Annotated in this window: 20 protein-coding genes; 6 read left to right on the forward strand and 14 right to left on the reverse strand. The window is 66.0% G+C overall.

Annotated features, from left to right (window positions below):
* Positions 1-154: 154 nt before the first annotated feature.
* Positions 155-1336, forward strand: a complete 1182-nt coding sequence (locus tag RQI43_RS07115; protein ID WP_311274765.1) for an amidinotransferase — start codon at positions 155-157, stop codon at positions 1334-1336.
* Positions 1337-1445: 109 nt separating this feature from the next.
* Positions 1446-2345, forward strand: coding sequence for a MipA/OmpV family protein (locus tag RQI43_RS07120; protein ID WP_311274682.1), 900 nt, complete (start codon positions 1446-1448; stop codon positions 2343-2345).
* Positions 2346-2388: 43 nt separating this feature from the next.
* Here RQI43_RS07120 and RQI43_RS07125 read toward each other — a convergent pair whose 3' ends face one another.
* The 9 genes from RQI43_RS07125 to RQI43_RS07165 form a co-directional block, all read right to left on the reverse strand.
* Positions 2389-2622, reverse strand: coding sequence for a hypothetical protein (locus RQI43_RS07125; RefSeq protein ID WP_311274683.1), 234 nt, complete (start codon positions 2620-2622; stop codon positions 2389-2391).
* 73 nt (positions 2623-2695) lie between these two features.
* Positions 2696-3307 (reverse strand): glutathione S-transferase family protein, encoded by a 612-nt coding sequence (locus RQI43_RS07130; RefSeq protein WP_311274684.1) that lies wholly within the window; start codon positions 3305-3307, stop codon positions 2696-2698.
* 124 nt (positions 3308-3431) lie between these two features.
* Positions 3432-4616, reverse strand: a complete 1185-nt coding sequence (locus tag RQI43_RS07135; RefSeq protein WP_311274685.1) for a chlorophyllase/cutinase-like alpha/beta fold protein — start codon at positions 4614-4616, stop codon at positions 3432-3434.
* A 159-nt stretch (positions 4617-4775) separates the two neighbouring features.
* Positions 4776-4985, reverse strand: a complete 210-nt coding sequence (locus tag RQI43_RS07140) for a hypothetical protein (protein WP_207410452.1) — start codon at positions 4983-4985, stop codon at positions 4776-4778.
* A 110-nt stretch (positions 4986-5095) separates the two neighbouring features.
* On the reverse strand, positions 5096-5530 hold the full coding sequence (locus RQI43_RS07145) for a response regulator (RefSeq protein ID WP_056423856.1): 435 nt from the start codon (positions 5528-5530) through the stop codon (positions 5096-5098).
* 238 nt (positions 5531-5768) lie between these two features.
* Complete coding sequence (locus tag RQI43_RS07150; RefSeq protein WP_311274686.1) at positions 5769-6668, reverse strand: dienelactone hydrolase family protein; 900 nt, start codon at positions 6666-6668, stop codon at positions 5769-5771.
* A gap of 69 nt (positions 6669-6737) precedes the next feature.
* On the reverse strand, positions 6738-7199 hold the full coding sequence (locus tag RQI43_RS07155) for a hypothetical protein (RefSeq protein ID WP_311274687.1): 462 nt from the start codon (positions 7197-7199) through the stop codon (positions 6738-6740).
* A 155-nt stretch (positions 7200-7354) separates the two neighbouring features.
* The gene (locus RQI43_RS07160; RefSeq protein WP_405030567.1) at positions 7355-7840 is read right to left on the reverse strand and encodes a DUF192 domain-containing protein; all 486 of its coding nucleotides are present in this window, start codon (positions 7838-7840) and stop codon (positions 7355-7357) included.
* Between the two features lie 12 nt (positions 7841-7852).
* Positions 7853-8428 (reverse strand): cold-shock protein, encoded by a 576-nt coding sequence (locus RQI43_RS07165; RefSeq protein ID WP_244478141.1) that lies wholly within the window; start codon positions 8426-8428, stop codon positions 7853-7855.
* Between the two features lie 482 nt (positions 8429-8910).
* Here RQI43_RS07165 and RQI43_RS07170 point away from each other — a divergent pair, with 482 nt between their 5' ends.
* Positions 8911-9951 carry a heparan-alpha-glucosaminide N-acetyltransferase gene (locus RQI43_RS07170; protein WP_311274688.1) on the forward strand — a complete coding sequence of 347 codons (1041 nt, stop codon included), beginning with the start codon at positions 8911-8913 and terminating at the stop codon, positions 9949-9951.
* Positions 9952-10029: 78 nt separating this feature from the next.
* On the opposite strand, the gene efp is transcribed toward RQI43_RS07170, so the two are convergent.
* On the reverse strand, positions 10030-10596 hold the full coding sequence (gene efp, locus RQI43_RS07175; protein WP_056423850.1) for an elongation factor P: 567 nt from the start codon (positions 10594-10596) through the stop codon (positions 10030-10032).
* Between the two features lie 160 nt (positions 10597-10756).
* On the opposite strand from efp, the gene epmA reads away from it, so the two are divergent.
* From epmA to RQI43_RS07190, 3 genes are read left to right on the forward strand one after another with little or no spacing between them, the layout of a single operon-like run.
* Positions 10757-11830, forward strand: coding sequence for an EF-P lysine aminoacylase EpmA (epmA, locus tag RQI43_RS07180; protein WP_311274689.1), 1074 nt, complete (start codon positions 10757-10759; stop codon positions 11828-11830).
* A 20-nt stretch (positions 11831-11850) separates the two neighbouring features.
* Entirely contained in the window at positions 11851-12912 is a 1062-nt protein-coding gene (locus RQI43_RS07185) for a lysine-2,3-aminomutase-like protein (RefSeq protein WP_311274767.1), read from the forward strand.
* Between the two features lie 47 nt (positions 12913-12959).
* Positions 12960-13772: a YdcF family protein gene (locus RQI43_RS07190; RefSeq protein ID WP_311274690.1), complete on the forward strand. Its 813-nt coding sequence runs from the start codon at positions 12960-12962 to the stop codon at positions 13770-13772.
* A gap of 21 nt (positions 13773-13793) precedes the next feature.
* On the opposite strand, the gene RQI43_RS07195 is transcribed toward RQI43_RS07190, so the two are convergent.
* The 4 genes from RQI43_RS07195 to RQI43_RS07210 all read right to left on the reverse strand — a co-directional run bounded on the left by RQI43_RS07195 (position 13794) and on the right by RQI43_RS07210 (position 15744).
* The gene (locus RQI43_RS07195) at positions 13794-14090 is read right to left on the reverse strand and encodes a DUF3253 domain-containing protein (protein ID WP_056423843.1); all 297 of its coding nucleotides are present in this window, start codon (positions 14088-14090) and stop codon (positions 13794-13796) included.
* Positions 14087-14824, reverse strand: a complete 738-nt coding sequence (locus RQI43_RS07200; protein WP_311274691.1) for a DUF599 domain-containing protein — start codon at positions 14822-14824, stop codon at positions 14087-14089. Before RQI43_RS07200 ends, RQI43_RS07195 begins: the two co-directional genes overlap by 4 nt.
* A 169-nt stretch (positions 14825-14993) precedes the next feature.
* On the reverse strand, positions 14994-15275 hold the full coding sequence (locus RQI43_RS07205) for an acylphosphatase (protein WP_311274692.1): 282 nt from the start codon (positions 15273-15275) through the stop codon (positions 14994-14996).
* 37 nt (positions 15276-15312) lie between these two features.
* The gene (locus RQI43_RS07210; protein WP_311274693.1) at positions 15313-15744 is read right to left on the reverse strand and encodes a gamma-glutamylcyclotransferase; all 432 of its coding nucleotides are present in this window, start codon (positions 15742-15744) and stop codon (positions 15313-15315) included.
* Positions 15745-15801 lie beyond the last annotated feature (57 nt).

A 15801-nucleotide genomic window follows, 5' to 3' on the forward strand; every position in this document is an offset into this window, starting at 1 on the left:
GACGAAAAGCCTTCCGGAAAACGTTGGCCTCATCGGAAGTTGCAGCTTTGGATTTCGTTGTCTATCACCCGATAGACACAGTGCGAGCCAAAGCGGCGCTGAGGCTTCTGCCTCGAAGAAACAGCCGCGCAAAGGCACGACCAAGGGACGAATGATGGACCGCGAAGCTTTCACCACGGCTCAGGATGCCGTGCTCGCCGACGCGCAGATCGATACCTACGACGCCAATTCGGCAGCCTATCGCGGGACGCCAGCCCCGAAATCGCCGGTCATGGCATGGAACGAGTGGGACCCTCTGGAAGAGGTGATCGTCGGCAGCCTCGACGGTGCGACCATTCCGTCCCACCACCTCACGGTGATCTTCAACCTGCCGCGCGCAGCGCAGCCGTTCTACCGGTTCGCCGCTGGCTTCCGGTATCCGAAGTTCATGAAGAAGCTCGCCCAGGCCGAGCTCGATAACTTCATCTCGATTCTCGCCGGCGAGGGTGTGAAGGTGCGTCGGCCCGACACGGTGGATTTCTCGCGCAAGTACAACGCCCCGCGCTGGTCCTCCCGTGGCTTCTGCGTCGCCTGCCCGCGCGACCCCTACCTGGTCATCGGCGACGAGATCATCGAGAGCCCGATGTGCTGGCGGTCGCGCTATTTCGAGGGCGACGCTTACCGTTCGCTGTTCAAGGAATATTTTCGTAACGGTGCGCGCTGGACCTCGGCGCCTCGGCCGCAGCTGACGGACGAACTCTACAATTACGATTACCGCGTGCCGAACCTGAAGGCCGGCGAGCCGATGCAGTTCACCGTGAACGAGTTCGAGCCGGTCTTCGACGCAGCCGATTTCGTCCGCTGCGGCCGCGACCTCTTCGTCACCCGCTCCAACGTGACGAACCTGATGGGGATCGAGTGGCTGCGCCGCCACCTCGGCTCGGGCTTCCGCGTCCATGAGATCGAGAGCCGTTGCCCGCAGCCGATGCATATCGACTCGTCCTTCATGCCGCTGGCCCCGGGCAAGGTGCTGGTTAACCCGGACTATATCGACGTCGAGAAGCTGCCCGCCGTGCTCAAGAAGTGGGAGGTGCTCATCGCGCCCCGCCCCGACCCGGTCGAGGGCTTCATGAGCAAGATTTCGATGTGCTCGCCCTGGACGTCGATCAATGTGCTGGCCATCGACGAAAAGAAGATCGTCGTCGATGCAAGCCAGCCGACCTTGATCAAGGCACTGAAGGATTGGGGCTTCGATCCGATCCCGGCGCCGTTCCTGTCCTATGGGCCCTTCGGTGGCTCGTTCCACTGCGCTACCCTCGACGTGCGTCGCCGCGGTGCGTTGAAGTCCTACTTCTAATCTGAGAATCGCTTCGGCGCGCTTGTCGCGCCGAAGCGATTTTTTGTCGGTGCCAACATAGGTCTATCGTCGCGTCGGCTTTGTCGTGATGCGTTAGGGAATTGTGTCTATGACCTCCGTCATGGACACGATGCTTCTCAACCCATCCTCGCGCCCTGCCCAAAGGACGAGCCTTGCCGCCATGCCGGCGCTGGCCCTCGCGGGCTCGCTCATCGCGGCGAGCGGCGCCGGAGCCGCGGACCTCATGGAGTTGCAGAGGCCGCCGACGTTCCTCGCCTTGGACCAGAATCTCTGGGTCGTGACGGTGACGGCGACGGTGCAGGCGACGCCGAGTTTTCCGGGGTCGAACGAGTATACCGCCATCGGCTACCCATCGATCAGCATCGCCAAGGCCGGTACGCCACGCCGGTTCTCGTCGCCGGATGACGGGATCAGCTTCTCGCTCTACGATTCGCCGCTCTTCAATGCCGGGCTGACGGCAGAGTACGTGCCCGGCCGCTATTACGGCGACAACCGGCGTGACCTGTTCGGTCTCCGCGATGCCCAGTTCGCCATCGAGCCGGGTGTCTTCGTCGAGTATTACCCCACGCAATGGCTGCGCGCCCGGGCCGAACTGCGCCATGGAATCTTCGGGCATCACGGCTTCGTCGGCTCGCTCGGCGCCGACGTGATCCAGCCCTTCGACCGCTGGCAGGTCTCGGTGGGCCCGCGCTTCAACTTTGGCGATGCCAGCTTCGCCAGACGCTATTTCGGCGTTCAACCGTTCGAGGCAGCGCTCAACGGGACGCTGACGCCGTTCCAGCCCGACAGCTACGTCACCGTCGGCGGATTGGGAGCCGTGACCTATACGTTCGACGAGCGATGGGCCGCCACGGGGTACGTTGGCTATAACCGGATCGTCGGCTCATCCGCCGAGAGCCCGCTGGTTCGCCGCCAGTTCGGATCGCAGAACCAATATACCTTTGGCATGAAGGTGAATTACAGTTTCACCACACAGCCCTGGTTCTAGAGACCACGGCCTGAGGTGGCGAGCGCCTGTCAGAGCCGCCGTTTCACCCGACGATATGGGCGTGGCCACCCCCGTCCGGGACGGCCTGCGCGACGAGCGCCCGCCGCCACGTGAATCCGGCGAGGGCGAGAGCGAGCCCGTATTGCAGCATTCCGTTCTCGGCGAGATCCGCCGGCGCGATCTGTGTCTGGATCGCCCAGCACGTCAGGGCATTGAGCAGGATCAGCCCCGCGCAGAAAACCGCGGCGGTGATCAAGGCGGCAACGAAATCGGGCATGGCGCGACCTCCGGAGAACCGGAGGCGAACTTTGCAAGGCGCGCGCCAGTCTGGCGGCTGAAGCGGTGCCGGTTCAGGCCGCCGGTGGTTTCGTTGCCACCATCGCGGGATGTTCGGCAAAGCCCGCGAACCACGCCGCCAAATCCCTATGGTCCCGCGTCCAGCCGAGTTCGGCAAAGCGCAGGTCGAGATATCCGAGGGCGCAGCCCAGGCTGATCGTTCCGATATCGACCCGGCCGAGGAGGCGTTCCGCCCCTGCGTCGAGGGACGCGAGCGAACTCCGGATCTTGGCCTCCTGACCGTCCATCCAGGTGCTGGAGCGTTCGGAGGCGTCGCGTGCCGTGAGTTCGTAGCGGATCAGCAGGGCCGCATCGAGAATGCCGTCGGCGATGGATTGGTCGTTGAGCGCCGTCCATCTCGCGGGACCGGCCGAGGGGAACAGCCCTCCCCCGGCTTGGGTGTCGAGATACTCGCAGATGACCCTGCTGTCGGCCAATGCGTGGCCCTCGTCGTCAAGCAGGGTCGGAACCTGTGCCAGCGGATGATGGGTCAGGATGGTGCCGTCGCGCTTCACCGGATGGGCCGCGCTCGGCAGCAGCTCGATACGGTCGACGATGCCCAGCACGTGGGCACAGGCCATGACCTTCCGCGCGAAGGGAGAGAAGTGCGAGTGGAACAGCTTCATCGTGACCTGTAGAGCTCGTTGCGCAAGCACAAGACCGTGCCGGCCTGCTGTTTGCGAAAAGCAACCGGGATGACAAGCCCCGGTGCCCCGCGCCTGAACCCTGACTCATCTCGGGCATGATGAATCAGGGACGTCTCACGGGTTTGGGCTTGGGTTGCGTGGCCGCCGCAGGCGTCGGAGCCGGCGCATGCGCGGCCGCCGGAGCAGCACGGGGCGTTTCCACGACCAGACGCTTCACCGGCCAGCCGTCGCTCCAGCGTTCCATGTCGCTGAGCCGCGGATTGGCCTTGAGGGTGGTGGCGTCGCGGCCAAACGCCGCTGCGGCGGCCAGATCGAACGTCTTCCAATAGGCGAGGTAATCGAGGCTATCTGCCCGGGAATTATTCAGTTGCGCGAGCAGTGTCGTCTGTTCGCCGGTCAGCGACATGTCGGCCGACCATTTGAACGGTGTCGGCGGCTGCTTCGGATCCTTCGGCGGCTCCGGTGGAAGCTTGATGGCTCCACCGTCATAGGCCGTGTCCACGGCACCCGGCGAGGTCAAGGTCGCCGTCAGCGAGGGAAAGCCGTGGTCGTCGGAGAGCGCGCGGATGAAGAGCTTGCGCTCGGGCGCGACACTGCTCGCCTCTCGCAGGAGCCGCTTGGCGGCGAGATCCGCCGCGCGGGCATCGCGGTCGCCGATGACGGTGATGACGAGTGTCTCGGATGGGATCTTCGACAGGTCGCGCAGCACGACGCCCCTGGATTTGGCGTCGCTGGCGATCCCCCCCGGCATGATGGCGAAGACGAGGCGCGGTACGGGCAAGCCGGTGCTGTCGGCATCGGCGGCGAGGTTGGCGGCGATCGGAGCCCCCGCGAGGTGGCCGATCAGGGCGACTCGCTTCGGATCCGGTTTGGCGTCGGGATCGGATTCGAGTTCCGCGAGGGCGGCCTTCACGAGTTTCTCGGCATTGCCCGTGGCGTCAGCCGGCCGCGTCCGGTTGACCTCCTGGAAGCGCGGAAACAGCACGAGATATCCGGCGCGGGCGAGGTGATCGATCCAGGCCCCGTAGGGCTGCGGGTTCGGGGCCCCCCAGGCGTGGAGGAACACCACGACGGGCCGTCCCTCCGTAGGCGCGGCACCAGCTGAGTAGAAGACGAAGGTCGCGGCACTCGGCCGTCCCAGCGCCCGCTTCACGATCGAGAGGGAGCGGTTTCCCACACCGCCGGGGCCGTCGGCAGGCTGGTTGGGGGGCGTCGCGGCGAAGGCCGGTTCGCATAACGGCGCAGCGACCAGCAAAGCGCCGAGAACGAGGCAGGCTTTCAAACGCATGACGGGCTCGTCAGATCGATCCGGAAGGGTCCGTTCGACATATCAGGTTTTAGGACATCGATGGGGCGGCGATCCAAGTCTTGCGCCAAGTCTCAGCGGCCGTGCGTCATTCGGGCCGCACCGATCACGTCGTCCCGATCGCGGCAGGGGCGAACGATGCTAGCGCCCGGCCTCGGTTTCATTGCGTCTTTCATCGATCAGCGCCGCCAGACGAAGCAGTTCGTCGGGCGCGGAACGATCGATCATATCACCGTAAAGGGAGCGTAGATCCTCGCCGACTTTCTGCATCATCCGCGCCTCGGAGAAGACCGTATAGGAATGCCCGGGGCGGCTGATATTGGCCATGTTGGTATTGGCGGCGCTGGTCATTGGAAACCCATGGCCCGTCACTGATCGACGGGGGACTGAACCAACCAACGGTTGGAGCCCGTCAAGTTTCCCTATGATCTATGATATTTTTAGAACGGCCCGGTGGCCCGTCAGGGAGCGGTGCCACCGATCACGTCTATGCCCGCGCCTTGCGCGGGAGCACGGCCCGCCGCTTCCTCGACCCAAGCGAGGATGTCGGATGCCCGCCACGGTTTCGGGATGAAAGTCGCGGAAATCCGCAGGTCACTGGGCTGGTCGCCCGCATCACCGGATGTGAGCAGCACGCGTACCCGCGGCCAGGTGACTCCGATGATCCGCGCGAGTTCGAAGCCGCCGATGGGGCCAGGGGTTCGCACATCGGAGAAGACGACGCTCACAGCGCCGTCCTTCTCGTTCAGGATGGCGAGGGCGCGTTCGGCGGTTTCCGCCTCGATGACGCTGAACCCGGTCTCTTCGAGGAGTGCGGCCGCGAGGTAGCGCTCATCCGGCTCGTCCTCGACGACGAGGATGATGGGTCTCTCGCCTGATGGATTCGCAGCACTCATGGGTCCGGAACGCTCTTCAGGCTTGACAGCCGCTCTAGCCGTTATCCCAGCAACGCTATGTAGTCCTACCCGTCAATGTGTCGAACCGGCGCTCGGATCGTAATTTCCGACATGCATCCATCCCTGAAATCATGATCAGAGCGGCGGTTTCTCCATTGTAACAGAGGGAACGCTCCTGTGGGAGGTGCCCGAACGCTCCGATTCGGTCGATCGTCGCGTTGGTCGATGAGGGTACGATTTAGCCGACCCCGTGGCTTTTGAGGAACGCCAGCGCGCGTGCCCAGCCCTGCTCCGCACTGTCCTTGCGATAGCTCGGCCGGTAATCGGCATGGAACCCGTGCGGTGCGTCGGGGAAGACGACGAGCTCGACACTCCGCCCCGCAGCATTCGCCCGGTCGCGGGCCTCCTCGACGCTGGCGATGGGAATGCCGGTATCGGCGCCGCCATAGAGTGCCAGAAGCGGTGCGCGGATGTCCGCTGCGACGTCCCCTGCCGTTTTCGGCTGCAGGCTCGTACGGTCGCCACCGAGTGGGCCGTACCAGGCCACCGCGGCTTTCAGATCGCGCCGATGCGCCGCGTAGAGCCATGCCCCGCGACCGCCCCGGCACCATCCCATCGTGCCGATCCGCTCGGGATCGGCCTTCGAATCGGCAACGGCCCAGGACGCTGCCGCATCGAGATCCGCGATCCACTCGGTATCGGGCGTCTTCAGGATGACGTCGCGAACGATCGCCTTCAGATCCGTCATAGTCGAGAGATCGCCCTGCCTTGCGTAGAGCTCGGGCGCCACGGCGCAATAGCCGGCCTTGGCCAGGCGGCGGCACACGTCCTTGATATATTCGTGGACCCCGAAAATCTCTTCGATGACGAGAACGAGGGGAAACGGGCCCGCTCCCTCGGGCATCGCCCGATAACCCGGCATCGGCCCGTCGGTTGCGGGGATTTTCACCTCGCCGGCGACGAGACCATTGGAATCGGTCGTAACGGCCTGAGCCTGCGCATTCGCCTCGGCCAGGGTGAACCCGGCGATCAGGCTCGTCATCACGAAGCCCCGGCGCGAGAGGGGGGGAACGACGAGCCCATCGAGGCCGCCCAGTCCCTTGCTCCGATCGTCCTTGTCCGTCACGCGCTCGTCCATGGATTGACCTCCTGCACGGCGCCCCTCGACGCCTTTCAGGAAACTAGGGCGTCGCGGAGGGAGGTCACGTCAGGACAGGGCGACGCGCGCCGTATCCTTCTCTTCCTTCCGCCCCGCGACGTTGCGGTGGGGAACGGGCCGGCCCTCGGATGCGGTGGGTCTCCGCCGAGCGAGGGATTTCGGACGTACCAGTTCCGCCAGTTTCGTGAAGCCTTCGGTGCCGCCCTGTCCGCCCTGCCCCATCCTGAGGCCAAAACCGGTGACGAAGGATTGCGACAACGCCTCGTCGCGCTCGACGTTGAAGAGATCGGCAGCCGCCTGAAACGCGTCGCGGAACGGACGCAGCGAACACCAGCTCTTCTCCGCCAGATGCAGCGGCCATTCCCACAGGCCGGACTCGGAGCGCCGGCCCAAGCTCTCGCGGGCGATGAAATAACCGGTCCCGCGATGTTCGAGACCGTCCGCGATCACGCGCCAATCGGCATTCTCGAACAGGATCGTTTCATCGCCGGAAGCTTGAACGTCGAGCATCGCGTTCCCCTGTCATCGTCGAGGAACCCGCTGTCTCAGGTTCGCTCGCCTTTGGAACAATATGGGAACATTGGTGAGAAACGAGGCGGCCGTCAAGATGCTCGTTCACGCTGTGTTCGCGGGGTGGTGCCGCGACGATCCTCCTTTCGCTATGGTCAGCGCGATGGGAACATCGTGTGGTCGACTTGGTCACCCGCCTTGATTCCGAGCTTAGCCGTGACACCGGCATTGAGTTCGAGAACGGCGACCACTGGCTCTCCCGACGGAATGACCTTGGTCGAAAGCGGCTCGGTATTGCTCGCGATCCGAGCAATGCTTCCATCCGGGCGAATGAACAGCATGTCGAGGGGCAGGTAGGTGTTCTTCATCCACATCGCGACGCGCTCGACTTTCTGGAAGTCGAAGAGCATCCCGTGCTCAGGCGCCATCGCGCGGCGGAACATCAGGCCGCGCGAGCGCGATTCGTCGTCGCGCATCACCTCGACGGAGAAGCTGTGCCTGCCGCTCTTGCCCGTGATCGCAAGGGGCTCCTGCGCGGCCGAATCCTGAGCATTGGCGAGGCCGAGACCAGCGAGAATCGTGATCAGGATCAGGAACGCGCGCAAGGGCGCGGACCTGCGAACGTCTTGGATTGGTGTCACGTGGTCATTCCGTCAATGGGAGGCGGGCAGCGCGCCGTCCAGAAGCCGGACCTCGGCTGCCATCTTGCCCTTCGAGCCGTCGCCGTAGCGCACGAGAACGGTTTCGCCGGGCTTCAGTTCGGCGATGCCGTAGCGACGCAACGTCTCCATATGGACGAAGATGTCGGGGGAGCCGTCCCCCCGGCTGAGAAAGCCGAACCCGCGCAACCGGTTGAACCACTTCACCACGGCCGTCTCGAGCCCGCTCGTCGCCGTGACGCTCACATGGGTGCGGGGCATCGGGAGTTCGGACGGGTGGATCGCCGTCGACTGATCCAGGGATATCACCCGGAAGGCCTGCCATCCGCGTGGCCGCTCGGTGGCTTCCACCACGATGCGCGCGCCCTCGCTGGCCGCCGAGAATCCGTCGCGGCGCAGGCACGTGATGTGAACCAAGACGTCGGCCGAGCCGTCATCGGGAAGGATGAAGCCGAAGCCCTTCGACACATCGAACCATTTGATGCGCCCCGAAACCTCGATGAGGTCGAGGGGGCGCTGCACTTCTCCGTCGCCGAGGTCGGTGCCACGTCCACCGGTCGATTCACCCATCGCGCGCTGGCCGTGCGAGCCTGATTCGAAATCGTCGGACATGTAAGCAACCCACACCGAATCACGCGACGCGATCCGCACCATAGATTAACAAAGTCATGACTCGGCGGAAGCCCGTTTGGCGGACATCGACTGCGGCGATTGAGACATTCTTCATCATATTGGCATGAGAGCAACAAGGAACCGGGCAACCGGCGGCGCGGCGCCTTCCTCGCCCGCAACGGTGACTCAGCGGCTTCCGTCCAAAATCCGGATACGGCCTATCCGCCCGCGACCCGCCGCTTCCCGTTCGTGACTTGGACGGTTTTCGACGCTTCACGCGGAGCGCCGGTCACACTGGGCAATGCTGGGCCCTTGCATCCGCCTCGCCACCGGCGATAGCCAACGCGCATGACTCAGATCGTATCGTCCGAGATCGGACGTCCGCCCAGCGCGGGCTCGTCGCGCCACTCCGAACGGTTCAAGCCGGCGAGGCCGTTCGCATGAGTGCCTCCACGGCGAGACCTGTCGCTGCGTCCTCCGCATCGCCGGCCTCCAAAGAACTCGGTGGAACGCCGCGGCGGTTCGATAGTCTCGATGTCGCGCGGGGCGGCGCCCTGCTGGCGATGGCCGCCTACCACACCACCTGGGACCTCGGGCACCTTGCGCTCACGCCCGAGAACTACGCTCTGGCCCCGTTGGGCAAGGTCGCGGCGCACCTCATCGCGGGTACGTTCCTCGTTTTGGTCGGGATCGGCCTCGTCCTGATGAACCGGGATGGCCTCCGGCCCCGCGCGTTCCTCCTGCGTGTCGCGCGGATCGGCATCGCCGCCCTCCTCATCACGGCCGCGACGGTCTACGCGTTTCCGGACAGTTTCATCTTCTTCGGCATCCTGCATTGCATCGCCGTGTCGAGCGTGCTCGCCGTGCCGTTCCTGCGGGTGTCGCCAGCCGTCGCACTGGTGGTGGGGATCGTCGTTCTGGCGACGCCGGCCGTGATGGCGAACCCGGATTATCACCTCGCGGTCTTCGACGACCCGATCCTGAGTTTCCTCGGCCTCGGCATGGTTCCGCCGCGGACCAACGATTACGTGCCGCTGTTTCCCTGGTTCGGCCTGGTTCTCCTGGGGCTGGCAGCAGCGCGGCTCGGTCTGCCGGCTTTCCTGCGCACGAAATGGGCGACGTGGCGGCCGGGATCGCTCGCCTCGCGCGGGCTGGCTTTGGCCGGGCGTCACAGCCTCGCCGTGTATCTCGTGCATCAGCCGGTGCTGCTCGCCCTGCTCACAGGCGTCGTGACGGTGACCGGCCCTCATCCGAAGGCCGGTCTCGCGGCGTTCCGTCAGGATTACCGGGTCCAGTGCGAGACGACCGGAGGTTCCGCGCAGACATGCCGGGTGGCGGCGCGCTGTGTCGCCGATGCCCTCCAGCGAGAGAATCTCTGGGCGATCACGGGGCGGGGATTCAGCGTCGAAGAGCGGGCGAAGGCCCAGGCTCTGTCTCAGTCCTGTTACGACGCCGCCGAAGGGCCGGCGCCGTCGCCCTGAGGCGGATCAGGCCGGCATCGGTCTCCCGTGGGAGATCGATGCCCGAGCCTCGAAGTCCGAGCCTCGAACCGGCGGGTCTCAATCCTTGGCGCGTTCCACGTAGGAACCGTCTTCCGTCAGGATGACCACACGGGTGCCGACCGCCACATGCGGCGGGACGGCGGTGCGCACGCCGTTCGACAGGATCGCCGGCTTGTAGGAAGACGAGGCCGTCTGCCCCTTCATCGCCGGTTCGGTCTCGGTGATCTCGAGGGTGACACGCTGCGGCAGTTCGACCGTGAGCGGCACGTCGTTGTGCAGGGCCAGCATCACCTTCATGCCCTCCTGAAGGTAGGGCGCCGCGCTGCCGATCACGTCCTTGGGAACCGCGACCTGATCGTAGTTCTCAGGGTTCATGAAGTGGTAGCCCTCGCCATCCTCGTACAGGAAGGTGTGCTCGCGATCCTCCACGAAGGCACGCTCCACCGACTCGGTGGTGCGGTAGCGCTCGGACACCTTCACCCCATCCGTGATGCGGCGCATGTCGAGCTGCGTGACGGGGGTGCCCTTGCCGGGATGGATGTTCTCCACCGTCAAGATGACGTAGAGCTTACCGTCCTTGTCGACGACGTTGCCCTTGCGGAGCGTAGAGGCGATCACCTTCACGGGGTCAGATCCTGTTCGAGACAATATATGCGACGCCCCGGCGTGGATTCGGCCCACGGGAGCGACATCTGTGCCCCGCCACTATCCTATCCTGCGTCGCGTTGCCAGCAGCCCGGCGCCTGTGCCCGCAATTGGTGCGCCGGCTAGGGGGAGAACCGGCGTGAGCGGCTCACCGTCTCCGTGGTGGGCGCCGCATCGGCATGCCGATCGCCGCCCGGCCCTGCTCGCGCGAAACCGTATCGTCGCTGCTCTGCGCGGGCATTTCGCGGCCCGCGACTTCGTCGAGGTCGAAGCCGCCGCCCTCCAGGTCTCGCCGGGCAACGAGGCGCATCTCTCGGCCTTCGCCACCTCCGCCATCGGCCATGACGGTGCCGCCTCCCCGCTCTATCTCCACACCTCGCCGGAATTCGCCTGCAAGAAGCTGTTGGCCGCGGGTGAGACGCGCCTGTTCAGCTTGGCGCGGGTCTTCCGCAACCGTGAGCGCGGTCCCCTGCACCATCCGGAATTCACCATGCTGGAATGGTACCGGGCGGGGCAGGATTACGAGGTGCTGATGCGTGACTGCGCCGACATCCTGGCGCTGGCGGCCGACGAGGCGAAGACGCGCTCCCTCCGCTTTCGGGGAAGGGAATCCGATCCCTTCGCGGATTTCGAGCGCCTCACCCTCGCCGAGGCGTTCGAGCGCCATGCCGACATCGACCTCCTGGCGACGGTCGAGCCCGGCGGCCGCACGGACAGGGACGGCCTCGCCGCCGGCGTGGTCGCATGCGGCCTGCGGGTGGCGGCCGACGATACCTGGGCCGACCTGTTCAGCCGCGTCCTCGTCGCCCTGATCGAGCCGAAGCTCGGCGACGGGCGGCCGACCCTACTCTACGAATATCCCGTGAGCGAGGCGGCCCTGGCCCGTCCCAGCGCCCGCGACCCCCGCGTAGCGGAGAGGTTCGAGCTCTACGCATGCGGCGTGGAACTCGCCAACGCCTTCGGCGAACTCACCGACCCGCACGAGCAGCGGCGGCGCTTCGAGATCGAGATGGTGGAGAAGGCGCGCATCTACGGCGAGACCTACCCGATCGACGAGGATTTCCTCTCGGCACTGGCCATCATGCCGGAGGCGAGCGGCATCGCACTGGGCCTCGACAGGCTGGTCATGCTCGCGGTCGGCGCGCCGCGCATCGACGACGTGATCTGGACGCCGGTCGCGGAGACGTCGGCGGCGATGGATGGCAACGCGTGAACAGGCCGCTTCCCCGTCCCCTGCCCCGCTCCCTTCGCAACCCCGCGCAGCTCGTCGAAGCCGGGCTCGTCGCTCCGTCCGATCTTTCCGCGCTCGAAGCGGTGGCGGCGCGATACGCGGTCTCGGTGACGCCCGACATGGCCGAACTGATCGACCCGACCGATCCCGCCGACCCCATCGCCCGCCAGTTCCTGCCCCGCGCGGAGGAACTGGTGACACGTGCGGAGGAAGATTCGGACCCGATCGGCGATGCGGCGCATTCGCCGCTTCCGGGCCTCGTCCACCGCTATCCCGACCGGGTGCTGCTGAAGCCGCTCCATGTCTGCCCGGTCTATTGCCGCTTCTGCTTCCGCCGCGAGATGGTGGGGCCGGACGGGCTCGGCACCCTGAGCGAGGACGAACTCGCCGCCGCTTTCGCCTACATCGCCGACCGGCCCGACATCTGGGAGGTGATCCTCACCGGCGGCGACCCGTTCGCGCTCTCGGCCCGCCGGCTCGGGCAGATCGCCGAGGCCCTTGGCCTCATCCCGCACGTCAAGGTCCTGCGCATCCATACCCGTGTGCCGGTGGTCGAGCCCGCCCGCGTGGACGACGATCTCGTCGTTGCCCTGAAGCGCTTCGGCGGTGCGGTCTATGTCGCGCTCCACGCCAATCATCCGCGCGAATTCACGCCGGCCGCGAAAGGCGCCATCGTCCGTCTCGTCGATGCCGGCATCCCGATGGTGAGCCAGTCGGTGCTGCTCGCCGGGGTCAACGACGACCCGGAGACCCTCGCGAGCCTGATGCGAAGCTTCGTCGAGAACCGGGTGAAGCCCTACTATCTTCATCATGGCGATCTCGCGCCCGGCACCGGGCACCTGCGCACCGGATTGGCGGCGGGTCGCAACCTCATGGAACGCCTGCGCGGGCGCCTGTCCGGCCTCGCCCAACCGCTCTACGTGCTCGATATTCCCGGCGGCCACGGCAAGGTGCCGGTGGGACCGTCCTATCTCGCAAGCGACAGGTCCGGCTGGCGGGTCACCGACCCTCACGGGCTGGAACATCCCTACCCGCCGGATGCTGACAGGCCGGACCGAGACTGACCCGCGCGCGGAAGCGCCCGACTGAGACGAGGCTTCAGGGTCCAGACATGTTCTTTCCGCTCTCGAAACTGATCTATTTCGTCATCACGCCCTCGAACTTCTTCATCCTGATCGGGCTCCTCGGCTGCGTCCTGATGTTCGGCGGCTGGACGCCGCGCCTCGGGCGCGGTCTGGCCCTCCTCGGCTTCGCCGGGCTCTTCCTCGGCGGCCTCCTGCCCCTCTCCGCCTGGATCACCCTGCCCCTCGAAAACCGTTTCCCGCGCTTCGCGGAGGACGGCGCACCGATCAAGGGCGTGATCGTGCTCGGTGGCGCCGTTGAGACCCAGACGACGTTGGCGCGCGGCCAGCTCTCGGTGAACGATGCCGGCGAGCGCCAGATCGCCTTCGCGGATCTCGCGCGCCGCTACCCGGAGGCGCGGCTGCTTTTCTCCGGGGGCAGCGGCTTGCTCGGCACCGATGGAACGTCGGAGGCCGAGATCGTCAGCCGCTTCGCCGACACGCTCGGGCTGCCGCGCACGCGGCTGATCCTGGAAGACCGCTCGCGCAACACCCACGAGAACGCGCGTTTCTCGGCCGATCTCGTCAAGCCGGTGGCGGGTGAACGCTGGCTGCTCGTCACCTCCGCCTGGCACATGCCGCGCGCCATCGGCTGCTTTCGCCAGGCCGGTTTCGACGTGACGGCCTATCCGGTCGATTACCGCACGGTGGGATGGAGCGACGCGTGGAAGCTGAAGAGCTTCGCCTCCGACGGGCTGCTGGTCCTCGACCTCGTGGTCAAGGAATGGATCGGCTTGGTCGTCTACCGGCTCGCCGGCTATACCGACGCGATGCTGCCGGCGCCGCGGACGAAGGCCGACTGATCTTTTCGCGTCAACGAGGGTTCAGGCTTCGCCGGTAGCCGGGACGGGCATTCCGAGACGATAGATCCCGCGAAAATCGTCGGGGTCGGCGACGGGTTTCCCTTTGCGCATGATGGCGATGTGGCCCTCCTTGGTAAGGCGCACGGCCATGCGGCGAATCGGCTGCATCAGCGGGCTCCAGCCGTCCGGATGCGGCCCGCCGAGGTGGCGCGCCACTTCCGATGGGCAGACGGTCTTGCCTTCTCCCCGCTCTGAAACGAGGCGGAGGATCGATTCGCCGATCTCCTCCTCGCTCACGGATCTGCGCTCTGTGCTCATGACTCGGTGTCCTGCATGGTGGCCTCGTCGTCCTCGTTGAGGAGGATGGCGCGGATATCGGAGGTGAATTGCCGTCGCCACATGACACAGATGACGCCCGTGGTGGCGAGGATGAGAAACCAGGCGTTCACGAACCAGCCGAGATAGGCCAGCGCGAACAGGAAGGCACGCTGCCCCTTTGCGAAATGGGTCCCGGCGGCGATGTTCATGGCGGCGGCCCGGCGGGCGGCGCGGTCCATGTCGCGTTGCGCGGCGCCAGCGCCCTTGGGCGGCACCGCGCCGATGAGGATCGCACCGTAATTGAACAGACGGTAGGCCCAGGCGAATTTGAAGAACGCATAGACGAAGACGACGGCGAGGCCCGCCACCTTGACCTCCCAGGTGACGCGCGTGGCGATGGCGCCGAAGGGCAGCGCGCCGAACAGGGTCAGTACATCGTCACCGGAGCGGGACAGGGTCAGCACCCCGCCGAGCGCGATGAGGGACGTGGAGGCGAAGAAAGCCGTCCCGTTCTGGAGGGAGGCGTTGATCGTGGTGTCGACCACCCTGTTGTCGCGGACGATGAGCTGCCGCGACCATTCCTCCCGCTGGCGGTTCATGATCTGGCTCAGGCTCGTGCGCCGCCCGCGCATCCGCGCCACCGCTATCCCATAGCCAGCCCAGGCGGCGACGAAATATAGAAGGCCGGCAATGTCGAGCGGCGAGAAATCCGCGAGGGTGAACGGCTGCTGCATGGGTTCTGATCGCTTCCCGGCCTATGGCCGACCGGAACCCGGTCTCACCGGCCCGGCGCCGTTCCGCCTGCGGCGCGGACCATAGGCCATCGGCCCGATCCGCGGGAAACGAATCTCTGACGGTGAAGGATAAGAGAAACCCGTTATCGTGCCCGTCGGCACGGAGAGATCACGTTCGCAGGATGCGAAATCCCGCATCGGGGGGATTGGCGGAGTCCACCGCCTCCACCGAGGACACGACGGCACCGGCGGGCCCCAGCTTGCACGCATCGAGCATGGCGGCGACCGCATCGGCGGGACCGCTAAACGTCGCTTCCACACCGCCATCCGAACGGTTGCGGACATGGCCGTCGAGGCCGCGACGTTCCGCTTCACGCGAGGTCCAGTACCGGTAGCCGACACCCTGCACCCGGCCACGGATGACGACATCGACGGTTCTGATCGTAGCCAAGAATAAACCTCCTCGCGTCCAACCCTGTCTGCGATCCTCAGCCGCGTCCTGCCCGCAGCCAGCGGCGCATCTCCGTGATGTAGGCGGGCGGAAGGGAGGCGGCTTCGGCCGCGGCCAGGACCGGTTGCAGGTAGTCCGGTCGCGGAACCCCCGGAACAGCGCTGCAGCCCAGATAGATCAAGGCCCGTTTCACGCCGGTCGATGTGGTCACCGGCTGGTAGGCTTTGGTGTAGAGCCGCCCGGCGACGCCCTCGTAGCGGTCGAGGGCCGGCACGTCGGCCAAGGCCAGATCCCAGAGGACGCCCCAGACGGTGGATGTCGGGTCGCGCACCACCGAGGCATAGCCCTCTCGCATGATGATGAAGCGGTGCCGGTTCAGGCGGGCGGTGCCGAGGGAGGTCGAGCCGGGGCAGCGCATGGCCATCGCGGCGGCATCCATGTTGGCACCGTAGGAGAAATACAGGGGCATGGATCGGCTGGCCGGAAGGGGATGACGAGCGCCTGCCGGGCCCGATTCGACGGTCGG

This window comes from Methylobacterium sp. WCS2018Hpa-22 (assembly GCF_031843785.1).
Taxonomy (GTDB): domain Bacteria; phylum Pseudomonadota; class Alphaproteobacteria; order Rhizobiales; family Beijerinckiaceae; genus Methylobacterium.